Raw genomic sequence first — 18,386 nt, forward strand, 5'->3', positions numbered from 1 at the left:
GGCGCGCGGCGCGAATCGTGGCTGTTTGGCGTCACTGAGTGCGGCGGCGCTCGATGAGGCGAAGGGCGCGCAATCGGAGCTTCGGATCCTGGCGGATCCGGTCGGCGAGGTCTTTCTTGCGCCGCTCGTCGCCGAGATAGGCCCTCACGGTCACAGGCGACAGCTTGAGGAGCTTGGCGATCTCGTCGATGGACAGGCCGCGTTCGCTGTCGCCGAGCATCGTTTCCCGCAGGTGACGGCGCTGGTACGGATCGTCCTCTGCTTCCTCCGTCGCGTCGTCAGTGTCGTCGGCGTCGTCGTCCTCCTCCAGGAGTTCTTCCTCGAGCTCCTCTTCCTCGTCGTCGGCGTCGTCGTCGTCCGCGAGCGCGGCGGCCTGACGCTTCAACATGTACTTCAGGGCGCGTTCACGAAGCTTCGGATCCTCACGGATCCGGTCGGCGAGCCCCTTGCGGCGCTCCGGGACGCTCAGATAGTTGCGGACGGTGAGCGGGGACAGCTTGAGCAGCTTGGCGATCTCGTCGACGGAGAGGCCCTTCTCTTCGTTGCCGAGCAGGCTGGCGTAGAGGCGAGGCGCGGGGGCCAGTTCCTCGGCTTCGTCCTCTTCCTCTTCTTCCTCTTCGTCGTCGTCCTCCTCCTCCTCCTCCTCGTAGTAGTCCTCGTCCTCGTCCTCGTCGGTGCCGACGTTCTCGGTCCGAGCGTCGCCGAACTGCTCTTCCGCGAGAATCGACAACTGCGGCAACTGGGCGTATCGCACGCCGATCTGGTGCTCCTTGCAGATCCGGACCAGGGTCTCCCCGTCGATGAGATAGACGACCCGCTGGTTCTGACCGGGCTTCGCCTCGTTGCGCGCGTCTTGGGTGAAGGTCGAGGTGGTGACGATGATGGCAGTATCCTGCGGGCCCTTGATGCCGCGCATCATCCGGACCTCCTCGACGCTGACCGGCCGTGCCCAGTGCTTGGCCGACACGAGGGCCTGGGCGTCGACGAGGCCGCGCCGATAGGCCGCGGTGGCGTCGTATCCGCCGTCCCGCGAGGCCTGGGTGATGACGACGTCCTGAAAGCCGAGGGCCTCGAGCACCGCCCTGAGGAAGTTGCTCTCGAAGGTCCGCCAGCTCATTCGTGCCAGCCGCTGCCGGAGCTGCTCGTCGAGCTTGTGATTGGCCTCGTAGATGGATTCCTCGATCGATTTGGCGGCGGATCCGCGAGGGTACTGTGAACCGGTCTCGAGCCGGATCCATCCTCGCTGTTCGCCCTCGCGGTACGTATGGAAGCGCTTGCGCTCGCCGCTGGCCTCGGCCTGGCGGTTGGCGTTGTTGACGGCCACATAGATCGCACCCGACGACAGCTCGTCGTTGCCCTCGTCTTCGCGGAGCCTGGCTGCAAGGTCGCCGGTCCGGGCTCGGCCGCCCATTTCTCTCAGTAGCCGCTCGATCCTCTGTGCGCGTCGTTCTTTCACCGGGTGTCGTCCAGGACGGGTGTTGAGGCCGTCATGGTACCGGGAGGCCCCCGTCGCGCGATACGTCCGGCCGGCCCGGGCGAAAGCGGGCGAGATCGCGCGAACGTGCTCAACCCCGAGCTCGAGTTCGCGTTCGTGGCAGCGACACGTGGGGCTTACGCGCAGGTGCCTTTCGGCGTGCCGCATTCGCCGGCGTCGGCGCAGGTGCCGCTGACGCACTCGCCGTCGAAGCGGCAGGGCTCGCCGGTCTGCAGGGAGGCTTCGCAGTAGGAGTCGCCGCATTCGCTGGGGAACTCGGCCTCGCGCTGGTTGTGCGGGGGGAGGACGACGACGCCGCCGGCGTCGAGGTCGTCGACGGGATCGGCGGGGCCGCTGCGCTCGGCCTCGGCGCGCTCCCACATGCGCACGAAGGCGTCGGCCGAGTCGCGCAGCGGGGTGGTGTCGGTGCCGAGCTGGTCGAGGTCGGCGAGGAGGTCCGGGATGAGGCCGATGTGGCCGAGGCCGGCCTCGTCGAAGAGGGTGGCCAGCGGGGCGGGGCCGCCGGCGAGCTCGTCGCGGGCCTGGCAGCGGCCCTCGGTCGGGAAGGAGGCGGAGCAGGCGTCGACGCCGAAGCGCGGGCGGACCTGCTGGATGAAGCCGTTGAGGTCGGAGCCGAGTGCGACCGCGATCTTGAGGCCGAGCCGTCCGAAATCATAGGACTGCGCGAACGAGCGGCTCGAGCCGTGGCAGGTGTTGGCGACCTCCGAGGGCTCGTAGGTGTTGACCTCCTCGTGGCCGGTGCGGATGCCGAAGATCCCGCCGACCTGGCGCAGGTGCTCGATGATCCACACGGGGGTGGTCTTCTCCTCGCGCGCTTTTTCGGCGGGGAGCATCTCGCGGAAGTGGCCGTGCGAGATGTAATAGGGGTAGTAGTCGCGGGCGATCGAGAGCTCGTGGAGGTCGCGGACGCCCTGCTCGGACAGGTGGGCGGCGTCGACGAGCATGCCGCGGTCCATCATGGCGTCGGCGAGCTCCTTGCCCTCGGCGGTGAGGCCGAGGGTGTTGCGGCAATCGGCGTCGACGTCGAAGCCGAGAGTGACGTTGCCCTGGGTGATCCCGCAGTCCATGTCGATGTGGCAATTCTCGGCGTACTGGGCGATGTGGAAGATGTTGTTGTGCGGGGCGGCGCCGCCGAAGCGGTTGTCGAGCTGATGGACGGGCTGCAGGGTGCGCACGCCGAGGGCGTAGAGCTCGTCGAGCTGCGGCTTCCAGTCGCCCTGGTTCATCAAATGCGAGGCCTCGACGCTGAGGACGAGGGCGAGCCGGTCCTCGCCGACGATCCGCCGGGCGTCGGCGGGGGTCAGGGCGATCTCGGCCCAGTCGTGGGTCTTGACGAATTCGTGGGACAGCTCGAGCTGGATCTTCACGTCCTCCATTTCGTCGCACTGCGGCCGCTCGAGGTTCTCCTCGGCGATGGCGCGGCACAGCCAGTCGTTGGAGACGGCGGAGATGACCTCGAGGCGCAGGCCGGCCATGTAGGCGGCGTGGAGGTGCTCCTCCCAGACCTGCTGGTGAGCGATGGCGTCCCACCGCGGCCAGCCCTCGAAGCCGGGCCAGCCGTCGACGCGGGCCTTGTGCTCGCCGGTGTCGCCGGTGGAGCCGGGGATCTGGCTGACGAACTCGCTGACGACCTCGCCGCCGCCGGGCGCGGCGATGACGGAGACGAGCGGGACGAGCTTGGCCAGCTCCTCGAGGGTCATGCCCTCGCACTGGCCGAGCAGCGGGGCGAGGTCCTCCTTGAGCCGGCCGTGGTCGCCGGGCTCGCCGCCGTCGCACGGGGCCAGGGCGTCCTCGCCAGGGCCGGCGTGGCTGCCGTGGAACCACCCGCCGCCGAAGGCCTCCTCGGCGAACATGTGGAGGTGAAGGTCGGCGATGCCGTGCAGCGGCGGGAGGTCGGGGCCGCCGGTGGTGGTCGGGGCGTCGGTGGTGGTCGGCGTGTCGGTGGTGGTGCCGGTGCCGGTCGTGGTGGTCCCGTCGGTGGCGGCCGGGGTGTTGCCGCCGGTGCAGGCGGTCAGGAGGGCGAGGCTCGTGAAGGTGAAGGCAAGACCCCGGATCATCGTTCCAGGCACGCTAGCGAGCGCGGCTGCGCGGGTCAAGGCGGGCGCGATCGCGGCGGGCGGCACCCGCCGTGGGGGGCGGGTCGACGAGGGGTCGACGAGGGCCGGGTAAACTCTTCGGGACGCGGTGGAACCCCGATCGGCGGGGTTGATTCTGCCCGGAGCCCGACCGGGGCTGCGGGACCGCGTTCGTCGTCCTCGACGGGCCCCGGTGTCACCACGGCTCGCCGGCCGCGGCGTGGATGGTCCGAGGGACATGCTCGATGGGGCATGTCTCCATGAGCATGTCCTGGAGTTCAGATGTGGGCGATCGTGACGAGGTAGCCGAACGCGGGGCGGTTGTTCGGGAGGCCGCAGCTGAGGTCGAGGCCGACGCGGGTGTGGGGCGGGGCGCCGAGCAGCCAGCAGGGGAACACCTTGCTGCCGTACGGCGAGTCGGGGACGAGGTAGCGGCGCAGCTCGTCGTAGGTGACGGGGACGGGCTCGCGGGTGCCGGCGGGGCTGCGGGTGCCGAGGGCGTTGGAGACGGGGCCGAGGCCGCCGAGGGCGACCAGGACCGGCTGCAGGCGCTCCAGTAGCTCGTCGAGGCTGGCGAGGCCGTCGACGTCGAGGTCGGCCCGGTTGAGGTTGCCGTTCCAGGCGGTGAAGTGCAGCTGGCCGAGGGCGCCCAGATCGCGGGTGAGGCGGTCGTTGGCGACGTCGAAGCGGAGGTCGGGGCGCTCGCGGTGGAACTCGGCCAGGGCGACGCGGCCGAAGGCCCGGGCCTCGGCGGCGAACAGGCCCTCCTGCGCGGGGACGACGAGCTGCGGGCCCGAGGCGGTGAAGCCGGCCGGCCGGGGCGGAGGCGTGCCGGCGACCCGCGCGGCCTCGAGGCTGTGGAAGGCGGCGAGGTCGAAGGCAGGAGCGCCGCCGGCGGGACGGGCGGAGGCCGAGGCGTTGGCGGTGGTCGAGGCGTTGGCGGCCGCCGGCTCGTCGTCCCAGCCCTCGTGGATGCCGTCGAGGGGGTCGAGGAACAGCGAGAGGGGCTCGGTCGGCGGGATGTGCCGGAGGGTCGGCTGGGGGTGCAGGGTGACCCGGGGGCCGGCGCCGAACATGGCCTTGAGCTTGCCGAAGAAACCCTGCGGCGCAGGGGCGCGCGGGGCCTTGGCCTCGGGGACGCTGCCGTAGGTGCGGCGCAACAGGTCCTCGAGCTCGTCGGCGGATTTGGGCGGGGCGATGCCGAAGTTGGTGGTGACGCGGCCGTCGGCGGCGATCTTGATCTCGATCGAGGTGAGGCGATTGCCGCTCTCGTAGCGCGAGAGCTGCTCGAGCATGCGGCGCGTGTCGGCGGTCAGCGGCGGGAGCGACATGGACCGCAGCTCGCCGTCGATCGCGTGCAGGACCCGGCCGGCCTTGACGACCTCGCCCGGGTGCGGGAAGTGGGCCATGAGGACGACGGCCTCGATCTTGGCGCTGAGCGGGATGATGTGGAGGAGCTCGGCGGCGATCTGCTGCGTCAACGGGAGGAGCGCGGCCTCGTGCTCGCCGGGCCGGGTCCGACCCGGCCGGGCGGGCTTCGCAGGCGCGGGCGGCTGGGCAGGGGCGAACAGGTGAGGGTGCTGACTCTGCAGCAGCTGCTGGAACTTCTCCGGCGAGACGCGTACGGGCGCTTCCTCGTGCTCGTGCTCGGGGCCGGCGATCGGGCCGGGGACTGTGCCCTTGAGCCAGGCGACGTGGCGCGCGAGGTCGCATTCGAGCCAGGGGCACGGCAAGGTCGGGCCGTCGTAGTAGTCGACGACGGCGATGTCCCGCCACACGCGCTCGCCGGTCGAGGTGTCGCGCAGGACGAGGCCCATGGCCTCGAGCTCGGCGGCCAGGTCGCGCGCGCCCATGTCCATGAAGGCGACCGCGAGCAGGTGCTCGTCGTGCCAGGAGGGCGACCAGCGAGCCGTGAGGGCGGCGACTCCGTCGGGGGCGACGGCGGTGAGTCGATCGATGCGAACGAGGAGGGTGGTGAACTGAATCCGTACGGCCATGGCGGGGGGGACGCGGAGGATATCGCCAGGAAGATCGGCGCTCCAGCGCGGTCCGCCGATGTCGATGTCTCGGGCAGGCCCCGGGCTGCGGCGCCCGGGCGGGTCGATGCACTGCGCGGGCAGGGCGGGCGCGCATGGCTGGGCTTGAGGACATGTCTTAAAAGACATGTAATAGCGAGCGCGGCTGAAGGACTCGATGGGTTCCTCTGCGGGGTTGGACAAGGTTCGGAGGTCGCGGGCCGCGGATGGCGTGCGCGGGATGTCCTCCGGGGAGGACACCTGCGACGAGGGCCTTCAGTGCTGGAACGTCGATCCGGACACCAGCGTGGGGACCTGTCTGGCGATGTGCACAGGCACCTGGGACGCGCCGAGTTGCCCGGGTCAGGGCCAGGAGTGTGTCGCCTGGTACGGTCCGGACCAGGCCCCGCCCGGCTACGAGAACGTCGGGCTTTGCGGCGTACCCCCGTGAGACCGAGTGCCTTCCGGCCGCGAAGCGGGTTCGGGCGCGACGACGTCGACGGCTGCGACCGGACGGAGACGACGAAAAAGGACATGCCTCGGCGAAGACCCGCGCTGCGGGTCTTCGGGACATGTCCGAAGAGATAGGCGGAGAGCTCGCGCAGGGGCCGGCGGTGCGCCGACGACCGCGCGCGGGCTCACGCGCCCGGAGCGGGCGGGTTGGGGTTCAGGATCGGGGTGGTGTCGCCCGAGGCCGACTGGATGACGCCGCAGGCCAGGCGGGCGCCGGCGTTGCCGGTCGGCTGGCCGAAGTCGTCGGGCTTCTCGTGGATGATGATCGCGCGGCCGAGGACGCTGTAGTCGCCGCCGGCGATCGAGAAGTGGGCCGGGTCCATCGTGAGCGTCAGCGTGGCCTTGCCGTCGGCGCCGGCATCGAGGTTGCCGAAGTCGCCGGGGTGATGGGTGGTGCCGCCGGGTGACCCGTGGTCGACCATGTCGGGGTTGAAGTGACCGCCGGCCGATTCGCCGTCGGGCGAGGTGCAGTCGCCCCACTGGTGGACGTGGATGCCGTGCTGGCCGGCCGAGAGACCGGAGATTTCGGCCTCGACCTTGATCTTGCCCTCGGTGAGCTGGGTGAAGTTCACGGTGCCGCTCACCCCGCTGTCCATCAGCGGAGTCAGGGTGGCCGTGGCGTCGGGCGAGGGCTCTTCGTCCGGCGTGCAGCCGGGCGCCCCCAGCAACAGCGGGAGCGAGGCGAGGGTGAAGGCGAACCGGGTCATGGCGGGACTCTGATCGAGATCCGGCTCCGGTGCAAACGCGCCCGCTGCAACGCGGCAGCCCGGCGCGCACCGGTGATTCACGAGCGTGCCTCGCAGGTCGCCCGAATGCGTCACCGGGCCGACCGCGAGGGCGCGGCTCAGGGCGCGCAGGTGCCGGTGCGCCGGTACTCCCAGGTCTTGCCGACCTGCTGGGCGGGGTCGCCGTCAGGGTTCGAGATGGTGGCCGTGAGGCGATCGCCGGCGACGCGGTAGACGAGCCGGCGGGGGAAGTCGTGTTCGGGGTTGACCCAGATCCACACGCGCTCGCCGGGGGCCGCGACGACTGCGGGGTCGCGGGTCTCGGTGAAGTCGGTCGGGGCCTGGCCGGAAGGCTCGGCGTGATAGCGGGTGCCGCCGCCTTCGAGCTCCGTGAGGGTCATGTCCTCGAGCTCGACGATCTTGCCGCTGGGATCGGCGGTGGCGCTGCGACCCTGGAGGCCGCCCCTCATCGGCCACCAGTGCTCGGTCACGGCATGGCCGTCCTCGTGCACCCAGGTGCCGCACAGCGGCGCCAGCGCCGGATCGACGGCCGGGGCGTGCGCGCAGCCGAGTTCGGCCGCAAGGGCGAGGGCGAAGATCGGCGAGGCGCGGCGCATGGCGCGAGCATAGCCGGACATGCGGCGTTCCGTCTCGGCCTGTCCGTGGGCCGCCCCGAGGCCGCTCACGGCGGGGCGGCGCGAGCGAGGCGCTTCGCTGTGCGATCCTTCGGATCGTGGCGCGCGCCCTCGCTCGCATGACTCTCGGGACATGTCTCTCGGCGCTAGTCGCGTGCAACGAGATATCGCCGCCGGGCAGCACGTTCGCGGTCGAGGTGGGATCGACGACCGAGGGGACGTACGGCGAGACCCTCGCCGGGCAGGACGGCGAGACGCCGGCGCACCTGACGAACTCGACGACCGAGGGGCCGACGTGTGGTGACGGGGTGATCGATCCGGGCGAGGGCTGCGACGACGGCAACCTCGCGCCCGAGGACGGCTGCGACGCGACCTGCTCGCAGGAGGCGGCGGTCGAATGGACGTACACCCACAACGGCGGGGCCGGCCAGGACGACATCGCGTGCGGGGTGGCGATCGACGGCGAGGGCCGCGTGTTCGTGGTCGGCGCCGAGCTGGTGCAGTCGCGTGACGCGTGGATCGTGGCGCTGGCGCCCGAGGGCCACGAGCTGTGGCGCAAGACGATCGATTCGGCCGGCTTCGACGACGCGTTCGCGGATGTCGCGGTCGACGAGGCCGGGCGGGTCTACGCGGCCGGCCACGAGGAGCTGACGGCAGGGGTGCGGTCGCCGGTGATCCGCGCGTTCACGGGCGAGGGCGCCGATCTGTGGAAGTTCAGCGAGGCCGCAGTGGCGGCCGGCGGGAGCGGGATCGACGGGCTGGCGCTGGCCGACGGGGCGCTCTACTCGACGGGCTCGCAGGCGGAGACGCAGGTGAGCCTGGCGATTCGTCGCCACGATCCGGTGAGCGGCGCGGCGGCGTGGAAGACGACGACCGTCGCCGGGGCGACGAACGCGTTCGCGGGCGGGATCGCGGAGGCGGGGACGCAGCTGCTCGCGGCGGGTTCGGCCGAGGTGGAGGGCGTGCTCCATCCGCTGCTGGTGCGGGTGGGGCACGACGGGTCGCTGGTGACGACGCAGGTCGAGGCTGCACACGCGGGCGCGTGGTCGGACGTGGTGGCGATCGGCGGCGAGGGCGAGGTGCTGGTGAGCGGACGGATCGAGCCGACGCCGGGGGCGGGCTTCGACGTGGCGGTGCGCCGGATCTCGGGCCGCGACGTGGTGCGCTGGTCGCAGACGATCGATCACCTGGCGGGCTTCGATGTCGGTCGCGGGGCGGCCGTCGGCGCCGGCGAGGAGGTGTTCGTCGCGGGCTCGGTGACGAGCGCCAGCGGCGACCTCGAGATCTTCGGCGCGCGCCTGTCGGGGTCCGGCGAGCTTCGCTGGACCCACGTGAACGCCAACCCCGGGCTCGGGCTCGACGACCACGGCGCGGCGGCGGCGTTCGGCCCGGGCTTCGTGGTCCTCGCGGGCGACGAGCAGGTGGCCGGCGAGGGCGCGAACGTGTGGGTGCGTCGCTTCCGCGCGGAGTGAGTCGCGCTCGAATTTCACGCCGTGTCGTGACGCGCTCCACGGGCCTGGGCGTCGCGTCTGGGGCCGAGGTGGATGCGCGGGGTTCGAGCGCGGGGCGACGGATCGTGGCGAACTTCGCCGGTGCTTCGCCAAGGTCCGATCGTGGGCGACGGATCACCGCGAATTTCAGGCGCTCCGCGCTGCGCGGGGTTCGATCGCGGGGGACGGATCACGTGAAGTCGCGGGCGGATGGCCGCAATTGATCGGAGGTCGCGGGGGCACTCTCCGCGAGAGAGGCACGCCATGTCTTCGTCCGTCTGTTTGCCCTCGCTGCTCGCGCCCTCCCACGATCCGCTGCCGGACGCGCAGCGGATCGCCGAGACCTGCGCGATGACGGATCCGGTCCAGCGCAACCTGTGGATCACGTACGTGTATCACCGCCTCGAGGTGGCGCTGGCGAGCCGCCTCGGCGGCGACGACGTCAGCTGGTGCGCGTACGGGACGTGGGCGTCGAAGAGCGCGGGGCGGTTCATCCGCGGCGAGGCGGTGCTCGAGGCGCTGCGGCCGTGGATGGCCCGCACTGCGACGGTGGGTCGGATGGTGGCCCGCATCGACGGCGAGGTGCGCGAGCGGATCGCCCGCGGCAACCTGCTGGTGTTCACCGAGCTGGCGCCGCTGTTCCGCGCGCTCGTCGATGTCCTCGACCTGCCGGGCGCGCAGCGGCGAGCTGCGGCGGAGGCGGCGTTCGCCGGGCTGACGGAGGGGGCGACTTCCGAGGGGGGGCAGACGCTGCTGCGGCGGGCGTTCGCGGCCTACGTGACCGCGGCGGAGACGGGCGAGGCGAAGGCGCGCGCGGAGCAGATCCTGCTGGCGAACACGCTGGTCGGGTATCACGAGCAGATCCGGCTGCAGCCGACGATCGCGGCGGCGCTGTCGGCCCCGCTGGCGGTGCTGGTGTCGGCCGACGCGGCGCCGCTGCGGCGGGCCCTGGGCGAGCGCCTCGGCGAGGTGGCGCGCTCGCTGCTGACGCGCTGGATGATGACGATCGATCTGCCGGAGGGGGCGCTGGCGCTGGGCCGCGACGTGCCGGCGACGCGCGACGGGCGGATGTTCCCGGCCGCGTTGACGCAGATCGAGGACGCGGAGCTGCGGACGGTGCTGGACGAGGTCGACCGCACGCCCGACACGACCGAGGGCAGCGCGGCCGCCGACTGGGCGGCCCTGGCCGACCGCATGAACTTCATCGTCGACCTGTTCCGCTCGCGCCAGCGCGACCCGTCGCTGCGACGGACGCCGTTCCGCCCGGACCAGGTGGCGGCGATGCACCTGGGGCTGCGGCCGCTCGGGCCGCTGTAATGGTGGGTGTTCGATCGGACATGTTTGAAGGGGAATGTCTTATCGGGCATTCTCTGTTAAACATGTCCTGAGAGGCTTCACGGCTGGACCCACCGCAGGACGGCGTCGGCGGCGGAGGTCGGCGAGGTGCTGAAGCACAGGCGGGCGCCCGGGGCGAGGGCGTGGATCAGGTCGACGATCCGCTCGAACAGGAGCAGCTGCGTGGGATCGGTGCGGATGCCGGCGCCGATCATGACGGCGGCGTAGTCGCGGGCGGCGAGCCGGGCGCGCAGGACCGGCTCGGCCTCGTGCCACTCGGCCGTGATCAGGCACCACTCGGCGTCGAAGCCGGCGGCCGTGGTGGCGTCGAGCGAGACCTTGAGCCCGGCGACGAGCTTGGGCTCGTCGAGGCCGGGGAATTTGTTGAAGTCGACGACCTTCGGATCGAGGCCGAGCAGCAGGACTGCCTTGCGCGCGGAGGAGGGCGGCTCGAGGGGGTCGAGCAGGACGAGCTCGTGTGGGGCGGCCAGGGCGGCGCGCAGGGCCGGATCGGCGAGGAAGGCTCGGGCCCGGGCGGCGGTGGGGAAGGCGAGGGCGAGGGCGACTGCGTCGGGAGCGTCGGCCTGGCGATAGCGGCGCGCGCCGGTGCACCCGTGCGCGCGCGCTGCCGCGGCGAGTTCGTCGTGGAGCGACGACCAGAGGTCGGTGGTTCGGTGGCGGACGAGGAGGGTGGTCATGGCGTTCGAGTCCTTGTCGAGAGGCGAGGGTCCCGAGAGACAGGGGCGCTCGCCTGCCGGGCCAGGTGTCCCGAGAGATCATGTAGGAAGGGGCCCGGGATGGTTGGGCGAGGTGTCCCGAGAGACAGGTCGATAGGGGGGCCCGGGGTGATTGTTGCGAGGGCGAGGTGCGCGAGAGAGATGTCCTGAGAGACAGGCGAGTGCGGGCATCGCTCGAACGGCCAGGCTCGGGGCACACGCGGCCGACGCCCCACGCGGGCGTCGGCCGAGCGTCCTCCGAGGTCTCAGCGCCAGAACCACTTGCGCTTGCGCGGCGGGGGCTGCGGGGCGACGCCGCCGTCGCCGGCGAGCTCGCGCAGGGCGGCGAGGATCTCCTTCAGGATCGGCAGCAGGCGGCCGACGATCAGGGCCTCGCGCAGACGATCGACGATCGGGGCCAAGCGCGCGGCCAGGGCGTCGAGGCCGACGGTGCGCAGATCCTCGAGCAGCTCGCTCAGACGCGCGACCGGCAGCTGCGCGGCGGCGTCGGGCGTGGCGGCGCCGGCGGCTCGCTCGAGGTCGTCGACGACGGTGAACAGGCGCGCGAGGTACGGCGCGGGATCGAAGCCGGCGCCGTCGCGGGACTCCGACTTGGCGGCGGCGCTGGCCTGCGGCGCGGGGGCCGGTGCGCGCGGCGGCGAAGGGGGCGGGGCGCCGACGGGGCGGGACGCGGAGCCGGTGGCTGGGATCGAGGACGCGGAGCCGCCGGCACGCGGCGCAGATCGGGCGTCACCCTCGGCCGCAGCGGGCGGCGGAGCTGCGCTCGCGCGGCGGGGGCCGGGAATGATTTGTCCGCTCCCGGACCTGGGTGCGGGCGCACCGGGACCGGCGGCCATCGGTGCGGAGGGGACTACCGGTGCTGACTGCCTGGCGCCGCGGAGGGTGTCGAGGGAGAACAAGCAGTCGGACAGGTCCGACGGAACTTCGCCCAGCGGCGCGGGCTGTGCGGCGCCGAAGCGGTCGTCGGTCCATCCGGCCGGGGAGTCGACGGGCTGGGTGAGCGTCCGCGGGTTGCCGCCCGGGTTGACGATGTCGCGGTCGACGGCGACGAAGGCGGTGAAGCGCGACAGGACGTGGTGTCGCAAGGACACTGCGAGGATCGATCGCTCGAGCGCGGCGCGGTCGCCGGGGGTGGTGACTGCGGCGTAGCGATCCTCGAGGTCGCGGAGGTGGGCGCGGGCCCACGACTGCGCGAGGGCGGCGCCGGGACGGGCCGAGTCGAGGTGGAGGCGCTGGGTGTATTCGGTGCCGGCGGGCAGTCGGCCGCGCAGCTCGAGGGTGGCGCCGGGGCGCGGGCGGCCGCGCCAGCGAGCGTGGACGACCAGCGGGGCGCCGGCGAACACCGCGGGCAGGCGGCGCGGGGCCTGGGTGGCGAGGTCGAGGCCGTCGCCGTTGAGGCTGACGTCGACGAGGACGGGGGTGGCGATCCGGCGGTGGATCTTGGCCATGACCTCGTCGAGGCGCTCCTCGCTCTCGACGAGCTCGCAGGCGCCGCCACCGACGGCCGCGAGGCGGCGCAGGAAGCCGGCGTTGACGGCCTGATCGATGCCGAGGGTGAAGACCCGCACGCGCTGGAGGTGAGCGCCATGGCGGCGCAGGAGCTCGTCCTCGTTGCCGACCTGGCCGTCGGTGACGAGGACGAGGACGCGGTCGCGGTCGTCGTGGCCGGCGAGCAGTCGGGTGGCGAGCTCGAGCGGGCGGGCGAGCTCGGTGCCGCCGCGGGCCTGGACGCCGGCGAGGTACTCGACGGCGCGGAAGCGGTGGCGGTCGCTGCCGGCGACGAGCTGCTCGCCGAGAGTGGGCGGCGACTCGACGGCGTCGTCGAAGGCGAGCACCGCGAAGCGGTCGCGCTCGCCGAGAGTGTCGACGATCCGCGCGGCGGCCCGCCGCGCTGCGACCATCTTCCACCCGCCCATCGAGCCGGAGCGATCGAGCACCAGGACGACGTCGCGCGGCCGGCCCTGGGCGGCGGCGCCGACCGGCGGCACGAGGGTGATCATGGCGGTGGCACCCTCGCCGTCGTCGTCGAGGGCCCACACCGCGGCGCTGTGGAGGGCGGCGCCGCCGAGGGTCCAGCGGAGGATGAAGTCGCGGTCGAGGCGCTGGCCGGGCCGCAGCTCGACGTGCCAACCGTCGCGGTCGGGGACGGCGTGGACCTCGTGCAGGCTCGAGCGCAGGCCGGTGACGGGGAGGCCGGCGCCGTCGAGGGTGACGCGGATCGAGAGCCGCACGGGGCTGGCGAACCCGGGCAGGAGGACGGGCGGGGAGATCCGCGAGGCGTCGGGGACGCGATCGGTGTCGGGCGCGGTGCCGGTGCCGGCCTGCTCGTCGAGCAGCGGGACGCCGGGGATGTAGCGCGGGGCGACCACCAGCGGGAAGGCCCAGGTGACCTCGCCGTCCTCGATCGGCAGCGGGCCGACGGTGCGCAGGGTGAGGACTGCGTGGTCGCCAGGGACGAGGTTGCCGACGCGCAGGGTGAAGACGCCGGGTCGATCCTCCTCGGCGATCGCGGCGCGCTGACCGACGGCGATCGCGTGCTCGTAGACGTCGCGGGCCCGACCGCGCTCGTCGATCACGCCCTCGACGACGCGGTCGCGCAGCTGCATGCGGAAGGCGTAGACGGCGGCGCGATCGGGCAGCGGAAAGATGTAGGTGGCCTCGATCGGCGCGCCGGTGTGGTTGACGAAGGTCTGATGAATCTCGGTGGCGACCTCGAGGCCGCGGACGTGGGCCGCGACGGACAGGGCCGCGAGGGGGAGCAAACCGTGGGAGGTCTCGAGGCGACCGAAGGCGTGCTCGCCGGATGTATGGGTGAGCGTGGGATCGATGGTGAGCGCCGTGGGCATCATGGTCAGTCCTCCTGCGGTTCGGGGTCAGCGGATAGCGAGTGCGCGAGGGAGTCGGGGAGCAGGGCGAGGCCGCGGCGGGCGAGCTCGGCGAGCAGCGGGGCGGCGGCGGCGAGCAGGGCGGCCGCGTCGGCGTCGGTGGCGGGACGCGTAGGGGTGAAGGCGAGGCGGACGCCGGGGGCGAGCGGGAGCTCGAGCGTGGGGGTGAGGGCGGGCGCAGTGGCGGGCGCCGGGGTCGGGGCCGCGGGCTCGATCGGGGCGAGGCTGTTCCAGGATTCACGGATCGCCGCGGTACCGGTCGCATCGCTACGGGCTGGTTCGACCTCGCCGATCGGGGTTTCGTGGCGCCAGAAGTCGCGGCGGCCCGCGGTGCGCGGGGCGGGGTGCAGCGCGACGCCCGAGAGGCGCGCGAGGGTGGCGTCGTCGAGGGTCGGCAAGAGGCGCTGGATCTCCGCGAGCGACTTGCCTTCGGCCTGCAGGCGCTTGATCGCGATCAGCTGCGCGAGGTGCCGCGGGCCGTAGAGGGCGGTGCGACCCTGCAGCGTGGGGCGATCGAGGAGGCCGAGAGTGGTGTAGTAGCGGATGCTGCGCTCGTCAGGGACGGCCCGCACCTGGCCGTTGGCCGGGGCTTCGTCGCTCGCCAGGCGCTGCTCGGCCTGCCGGCCGAGCTCGCGGATGGTCCAGGTGGCGCTCACGGTGATAGCATGACACTGTCATATAACAGTGTCGAGGACGAAGTCTCAAATTGTTGAAATCAAACGGTGAAATGTTTCTGGTGCAAGAGGAAATTGCGCAAAAACGCGCCTTGCTCGGAGCGGCGGTGAGCGCCGCTGGCCAGGGGATGTCTCGAGGGACAGGTGAGAGCGCGGCCCGGCGGAGCTGTCTCGTGAGACAGGTTCTCTGCGAGTGGTTCGATCTGCCTGGAGAGACAGGTTAGAGAAACACTCGCGCGGCTGTCTCGAGAGACAGGTACGTGTCGCCGGGCCGCGGATGAATGTAGCGGGCGGCGGTCGGATCGGGTGTCCTTCGGGACAGCTTGCGATCAGGCCAGGAGCTCGGGGATCGTCTCGCTGACGAGGCCCTCGGCGGCGCCGAACGAGGGCTCGGGGCTGCCGAACAGCTTGAGGAGGGAGAACGGGACCTTGCTGGCGTTGTCGCCGGCGGTGCGGTGGTGGAGGTCGCCGCGGAGGAGGCCGCCGGCCTTGCCGAGGATCAGCAGGGGGAAGTCGTCCATGCGGTGGTCCCACGGCTGGCCGACGCACGAGGTGGTGTAGATGACCGCGTTGTCGAGGAGGTTGCCGGTGGCGTCGGGGGTGTCGCGGAAGCGCTTCAGCAGCTCGGCGAGGCCGGACATGGCGTAGGCGACGCCGGTGCGGAAGCCGCCGGTGGCGTAGTCGATGCCCATCGGGCTGAGGCGGTGGCCGAAGTCCTCGTGGAAGGTGACGTTGCCGAGGCCGGCCTCGGTGTAGGGCGCGTGGCAGGCGGCGCACGAGAACACGAACGAGGCCACGCGGGTGAGCTCGCACGAGAACGCGAAGGCGAGCAGGTCGGCGAAGGCGCGGCAGCGGTCGATGCTGATCGAGCCGTCCTCGCCGCGGTTCGGGTAGGCGACGTCGGGGTCGATTGGGGTGCCGCAGTCGGCGGCGCTGATGGTGGCGTCGATCTGGGTCTGCAGCTCGGCGACGCCCTCGAGGTGGCGATCGAGGCGCGCCCGATCCTCGGCGCCGAGCCGGCTCTGCAGCGCCTTGGCCTCCTCGGCCACCGCGTCGAGGATGCTCTTGCGGCGGAACAGCGAGGGGTCGGGCTCCTGCGCGCCCGAGAGGGTGAGCAGGGTGGCGAACAGGTCGGCGGGGCTGTAGTTGGGCGGGTTGGGGGCGTTGGGGGCGTTGAAGGAGATGTTGAAGTCGAGCGCGCCGGCGCCGGTGACGTTGCTGATGCCGACGTGGACGCCGCTGGGGAAGGCGGTGTCCTTGTTGATCAGGGCGGCGATCTTCTGGTCGATCGAGGGCGCGGTGACGTCGCCGTTCATGGCCGCCTGGGCGCCGGTGAGCACGGCGGCGGGGGCGGACTTGTGGGCGTAGAGCGCGGGGATCTTGACCTCGTAGCCCGACAGCACCGACAGCCACGGCTTGTACTCGGCGAGCGGCATGAGCGAGGGGCTGACGCTCCACGCGGCGCCCTGGCCGGTGGCCTCGGGGACCCATTGCGTCGGGTCGGCGCCGTTGCCGAAGAACCACGTCAGGTAGCGCGGCAGCAGCGGGGTCGAGTCGGCGTAGGCGGTGCCGTTGCCGTCGAGCATGCCGGCGAGGCGCGGCAGCGGCAGGGCCACGGCGACCCCGGCGATCATGCCGCGGAGGACGGTGCGACGCGGGATGGGGCGGCTCACGGCTTGTCTCCTTCGGTGTCGTCTTCGGCGACGACGGTGCCCGCGGGGTGGGCGAAGCGGAAGTCGTCGTGGGTGACGAGGGCGAGCAGCAGCCGGTCGAAGCGGTTGCCGGCGAGCGTCAGCTCGCCCTCGATCTCGGCGATCGTGTCGGTGTCGCGCGTCAGCGGCAGGCGGCCGCCGGCGTAGGTGTAGAGCTTGCGTGCGAGGCAGTTGGCGACCATCGGGTGCTGGCGCAGCAGGACGGCCAGCTCGCCGCCGTCGGCGAAGTACTCGCCGTCGAGCTCGCCGCTGGCGTCGATGGTCAGGCCCTGATCGTTGTCGCGCCAGCGGCCGATGGTGTCGAAGTGCTCGAGGGCGAGGCCGAGCGGGTCGGTGATGTTGTGACAGCCGGAGCACTCCGGCTTCTCGCGGTGGGGCTCCAACTTCTCGCGCAGGGTCTTGGGGCCGGGGTCCTCGACGTCCTCGTCGTCGAGGTTGGTGTCGACGGTGGGCGGCGGCGGCGGGACGGTGCGGCAGAGCAGGGACTCGGCGATGAACTGGCCGCGCTCGGTCGCCGAGGTGCGGGCCGGCAGGGAGTTCATCGCCAGCACGAGTGCGCTGCCGATGAGGCCGCGGCGCGGGCTGCCCTCGGGCAGCTGGGCGGCGCGGAAGACGTCGGGCTGGACCTCCTCGAGGCCGTAGATCCGCGCCAGCTCGTTGTTCACGAACACCTTCTGGCCGTCGTACAGGCTGAAGAAGTCGGCGGGCTGATCGAACACGACGTCCTCGACGCGGGCCAGCAGCTCGTCGCGCATGACTGCCTTGAGGGTCGGGGTCCACTGGGGGAAGAGGGTGTCGTCCTTGACCTTCTCGCCGAGGGCCCACAGGCCGTAGAGCTCGGCGATGAAGTTGTGCACGCCCTGGCGCGCGCGCGGGTCGGCGAGCATGCGCGCGGCCTGCTCCGTCACGCCGGGGCCGTCGCTCAGCTGGTCGGCCTCGGCGGCGTCGAGCAGGGCCTCGTCGGGCAGGGTGTTCCACAACGTGAAGGCCAGGCGCGAGGCCATCTCGTAGGAGGTGAACTCGAGGCGGCCGCCGTGGTCGGGCGAGGGCTCGCCGAGCTCGACGCGGTAGAGGAAGTGCGGGGCCTGCAGCAGGGCCCACACTGCGTGGCGCAGGCCGACGACGACGTCGCCGGTCTCGCTGCCGATCGTGGTGGCGATGCCGAGGTAGCGCTCGAGCTCGACGCCGGTGAGGGGGCGTCGCCAGGCGCGGCGGCCGAAGGTGGCGAGGGCGTCGCGCATGCAGGTGACGTCGGTGAGTTGGGTCGGCACGCAGCGGAGGATCTGGGCGACGCGCGCCGGATCGGCGAAGGCCTGCGCGGTGGCGTCGCCGATCGCCTGCTCGTACCTGGCGACGCCCGCCGGCGACAGGGCCACGCGGGCGGCGCCCACGGCGAAGAAGCCGTCCTGCAGCGAGTCCGCCTCGACGTCGCCGAGGGTGACGGGGCCGAGCAGGTCCTGCATGCTGTGCGTGAATTCCGAGGCGGTGAGGCGGCGCAGCGTCGGGCCGGGGACGGCCTGCGGGGGGGCAGGCTCGTCGCCGTCGCTGTCGGCGGCCGTGGTGGTCGGTGCGGTGGCGTCGGTGCTGTCGCCCGTGGCGGTGGCGGCGGTGGTGGTGCCCGCGCTGCCGTCGGCGTTGGCGGTGTCGCCCTGATAACAGGCCGGGGCGCCGAGCAGCGCCGCGAGCAGGGCGCCGAGGTGGTGCGAATCGCCGCGTCTCATGGACCTCCAGGCGCTCGCTTCGCGCAGGCGAAGGCGGACGCCCGGGCAACGTAGCCGCCGGCGGATACGGGCGTCAACGCGGGTCTGCACGATCGGGCGAGGCGGCGCACGGTCTCGGGACGGGGCGCGCGATTTGAAGTCGGGGATTGTCCCGGGCAGGCGCGAGGTCGGGGCCCGCGGCCCGCACGCGAGGTCGGGGGCGACCTCGCGGCCGCGGGGCCGGGCAGGCGGCGGAGGGGCAGCGGGGGCGTGGGATGGCGTATGTCCTTCGGGACATGTAACTGGCGAGGCGGCGAACGGAGTGTTTGAATGGACATGTTCGAAGAGACATGCCATGAATGAGGTGCGCGCGAGCCGCGACTACCGCGGGCGCG

General features: G+C 72.3%; 13 protein-coding genes. 3 read left to right on the top strand and 10 right to left on the bottom strand.

Annotated features, from left to right (window positions below):
- Positions 1 to 31: 31 nt before the first annotated feature.
- From O0S08_RS17755 to O0S08_RS17765, 3 genes are all read right to left on the bottom strand, one after another.
- Entirely contained in the window at positions 32 to 1,456 is a 1,425-nt protein-coding gene (locus O0S08_RS17755) for a restriction endonuclease (RefSeq protein ID WP_269040355.1), read from the bottom strand.
- A 155-nt stretch (positions 1,457 to 1,611) separates the two neighbouring features.
- Positions 1,612 to 3,552 (bottom strand): amidohydrolase family protein, encoded by a 1,941-nt coding sequence (locus O0S08_RS17760; protein WP_269040356.1) that lies wholly within the window; start codon positions 3,550 to 3,552, stop codon positions 1,612 to 1,614.
- A gap of 296 nt (positions 3,553 to 3,848) precedes the next feature.
- Positions 3,849 to 5,567 (bottom strand): hypothetical protein, encoded by a 1,719-nt coding sequence (locus O0S08_RS17765; protein ID WP_269040357.1) that lies wholly within the window; start codon positions 5,565 to 5,567, stop codon positions 3,849 to 3,851.
- Positions 5,568 to 5,826: 259 nt separating this feature from the next.
- On the opposite strand from O0S08_RS17765, the gene O0S08_RS17770 reads away from it, so the two are divergent.
- The gene (locus O0S08_RS17770) at positions 5,827 to 6,036 is read left to right on the top strand and encodes a hypothetical protein (RefSeq protein WP_269040358.1); all 210 of its coding nucleotides are present in this window, start codon (positions 5,827 to 5,829) and stop codon (positions 6,034 to 6,036) included.
- A gap of 187 nt (positions 6,037 to 6,223) precedes the next feature.
- Here the strand turns inward: O0S08_RS17770 and O0S08_RS17775 are convergent, their stop codons facing one another.
- On the bottom strand, positions 6,224 to 6,805 hold the full coding sequence (locus tag O0S08_RS17775) for a superoxide dismutase family protein (protein ID WP_269040359.1): 582 nt from the start codon (positions 6,803 to 6,805) through the stop codon (positions 6,224 to 6,226).
- A 137-nt stretch (positions 6,806 to 6,942) separates the two neighbouring features.
- Positions 6,943 to 7,440, bottom strand: coding sequence for a DUF6265 family protein (locus tag O0S08_RS17780; RefSeq protein ID WP_269040360.1), 498 nt, complete (start codon positions 7,438 to 7,440; stop codon positions 6,943 to 6,945).
- Positions 7,441 to 7,556: 116 nt separating this feature from the next.
- On the opposite strand from O0S08_RS17780, the gene O0S08_RS17785 reads away from it, so the two are divergent.
- Together O0S08_RS17785 and O0S08_RS17790 are read left to right on the top strand one after the other, a co-directional pair.
- Entirely contained in the window at positions 7,557 to 8,930 is a 1,374-nt protein-coding gene (locus O0S08_RS17785; RefSeq protein WP_269040361.1) for a DUF4215 domain-containing protein, read from the top strand.
- Positions 8,931 to 9,212: 282 nt separating this feature from the next.
- Positions 9,213 to 10,265, top strand: coding sequence for a hypothetical protein (locus tag O0S08_RS17790; RefSeq protein ID WP_269040362.1), 1,053 nt, complete (start codon positions 9,213 to 9,215; stop codon positions 10,263 to 10,265).
- A gap of 77 nt (positions 10,266 to 10,342) precedes the next feature.
- Here O0S08_RS17790 and O0S08_RS17795 read toward each other — a convergent pair whose 3' ends face one another.
- The 5 genes from O0S08_RS17795 to O0S08_RS17815 all read right to left on the bottom strand — a co-directional run bounded on the left by O0S08_RS17795 (position 10,343) and on the right by O0S08_RS17815 (position 18,012).
- Complete coding sequence (locus O0S08_RS17795) at positions 10,343 to 10,981, bottom strand: hypothetical protein (RefSeq protein WP_269040363.1); 639 nt, start codon at positions 10,979 to 10,981, stop codon at positions 10,343 to 10,345.
- Between the two features lie 284 nt (positions 10,982 to 11,265).
- Positions 11,266 to 13,869 (bottom strand): VIT domain-containing protein, encoded by a 2,604-nt coding sequence (locus O0S08_RS17800; protein ID WP_269040364.1) that lies wholly within the window; start codon positions 13,867 to 13,869, stop codon positions 11,266 to 11,268.
- Positions 13,870 to 13,871: 2 nt separating this feature from the next.
- Entirely contained in the window at positions 13,872 to 14,561 is a 690-nt protein-coding gene (locus O0S08_RS17805; RefSeq protein WP_269040365.1) for a helix-turn-helix domain-containing protein, read from the bottom strand.
- A gap of 347 nt (positions 14,562 to 14,908) precedes the next feature.
- On the bottom strand, positions 14,909 to 16,252 hold the full coding sequence (locus tag O0S08_RS17810; protein WP_269040366.1) for a DUF1552 domain-containing protein: 1,344 nt from the start codon (positions 16,250 to 16,252) through the stop codon (positions 14,909 to 14,911).
- The gene (locus tag O0S08_RS17815) at positions 16,249 to 18,012 is read right to left on the bottom strand and encodes a DUF1592 domain-containing protein (protein ID WP_269040367.1); all 1,764 of its coding nucleotides are present in this window, start codon (positions 18,010 to 18,012) and stop codon (positions 16,249 to 16,251) included. Before O0S08_RS17815 ends, O0S08_RS17810 begins: the two co-directional genes overlap by 4 nt.
- Between the last annotated feature and the right edge of the window lie 374 nt (positions 18,013 to 18,386).

The organism is Nannocystis punicea (assembly GCF_026965555.1).
GTDB lineage: Bacteria > Myxococcota_A > Polyangia > Nannocystales > Nannocystaceae > Nannocystis > Nannocystis punicea.

Coding starts and splice junctions, on each gene's coding strand:
- O0S08_RS17795 (WP_269040363.1), bottom strand. CDS start 10,981: ATGACCACCCTCCTCGTCCGCCACCGAACCACCGACCTCTGGTCGTCG.
- O0S08_RS17800 (WP_269040364.1), bottom strand. CDS start 13,869: ATGATGCCCACGGCGCTCACCATCGATCCCACGCTCACCCATACATCC.
- O0S08_RS17780 (WP_269040360.1), bottom strand. CDS start 7,440: ATGCGCCGCGCCTCGCCGATCTTCGCCCTCGCCCTTGCGGCCGAACTC.
- O0S08_RS17775 (WP_269040359.1), bottom strand. CDS start 6,805: ATGACCCGGTTCGCCTTCACCCTCGCCTCGCTCCCGCTGTTGCTGGGG.
- O0S08_RS17815 (WP_269040367.1), bottom strand. CDS start 18,012: ATGAGACGCGGCGATTCGCACCACCTCGGCGCCCTGCTCGCGGCGCTG.
- O0S08_RS17760 (WP_269040356.1), bottom strand. CDS start 3,552: ATGATCCGGGGTCTTGCCTTCACCTTCACGAGCCTCGCCCTCCTGACC.
- O0S08_RS17790 (WP_269040362.1), top strand. CDS start 9,213: ATGTCTTCGTCCGTCTGTTTGCCCTCGCTGCTCGCGCCCTCCCACGAT.
- O0S08_RS17765 (WP_269040357.1), bottom strand. CDS start 5,567: ATGGCCGTACGGATTCAGTTCACCACCCTCCTCGTTCGCATCGATCGA.
- O0S08_RS17770 (WP_269040358.1), top strand. CDS start 5,827: ATGTCCTCCGGGGAGGACACCTGCGACGAGGGCCTTCAGTGCTGGAAC.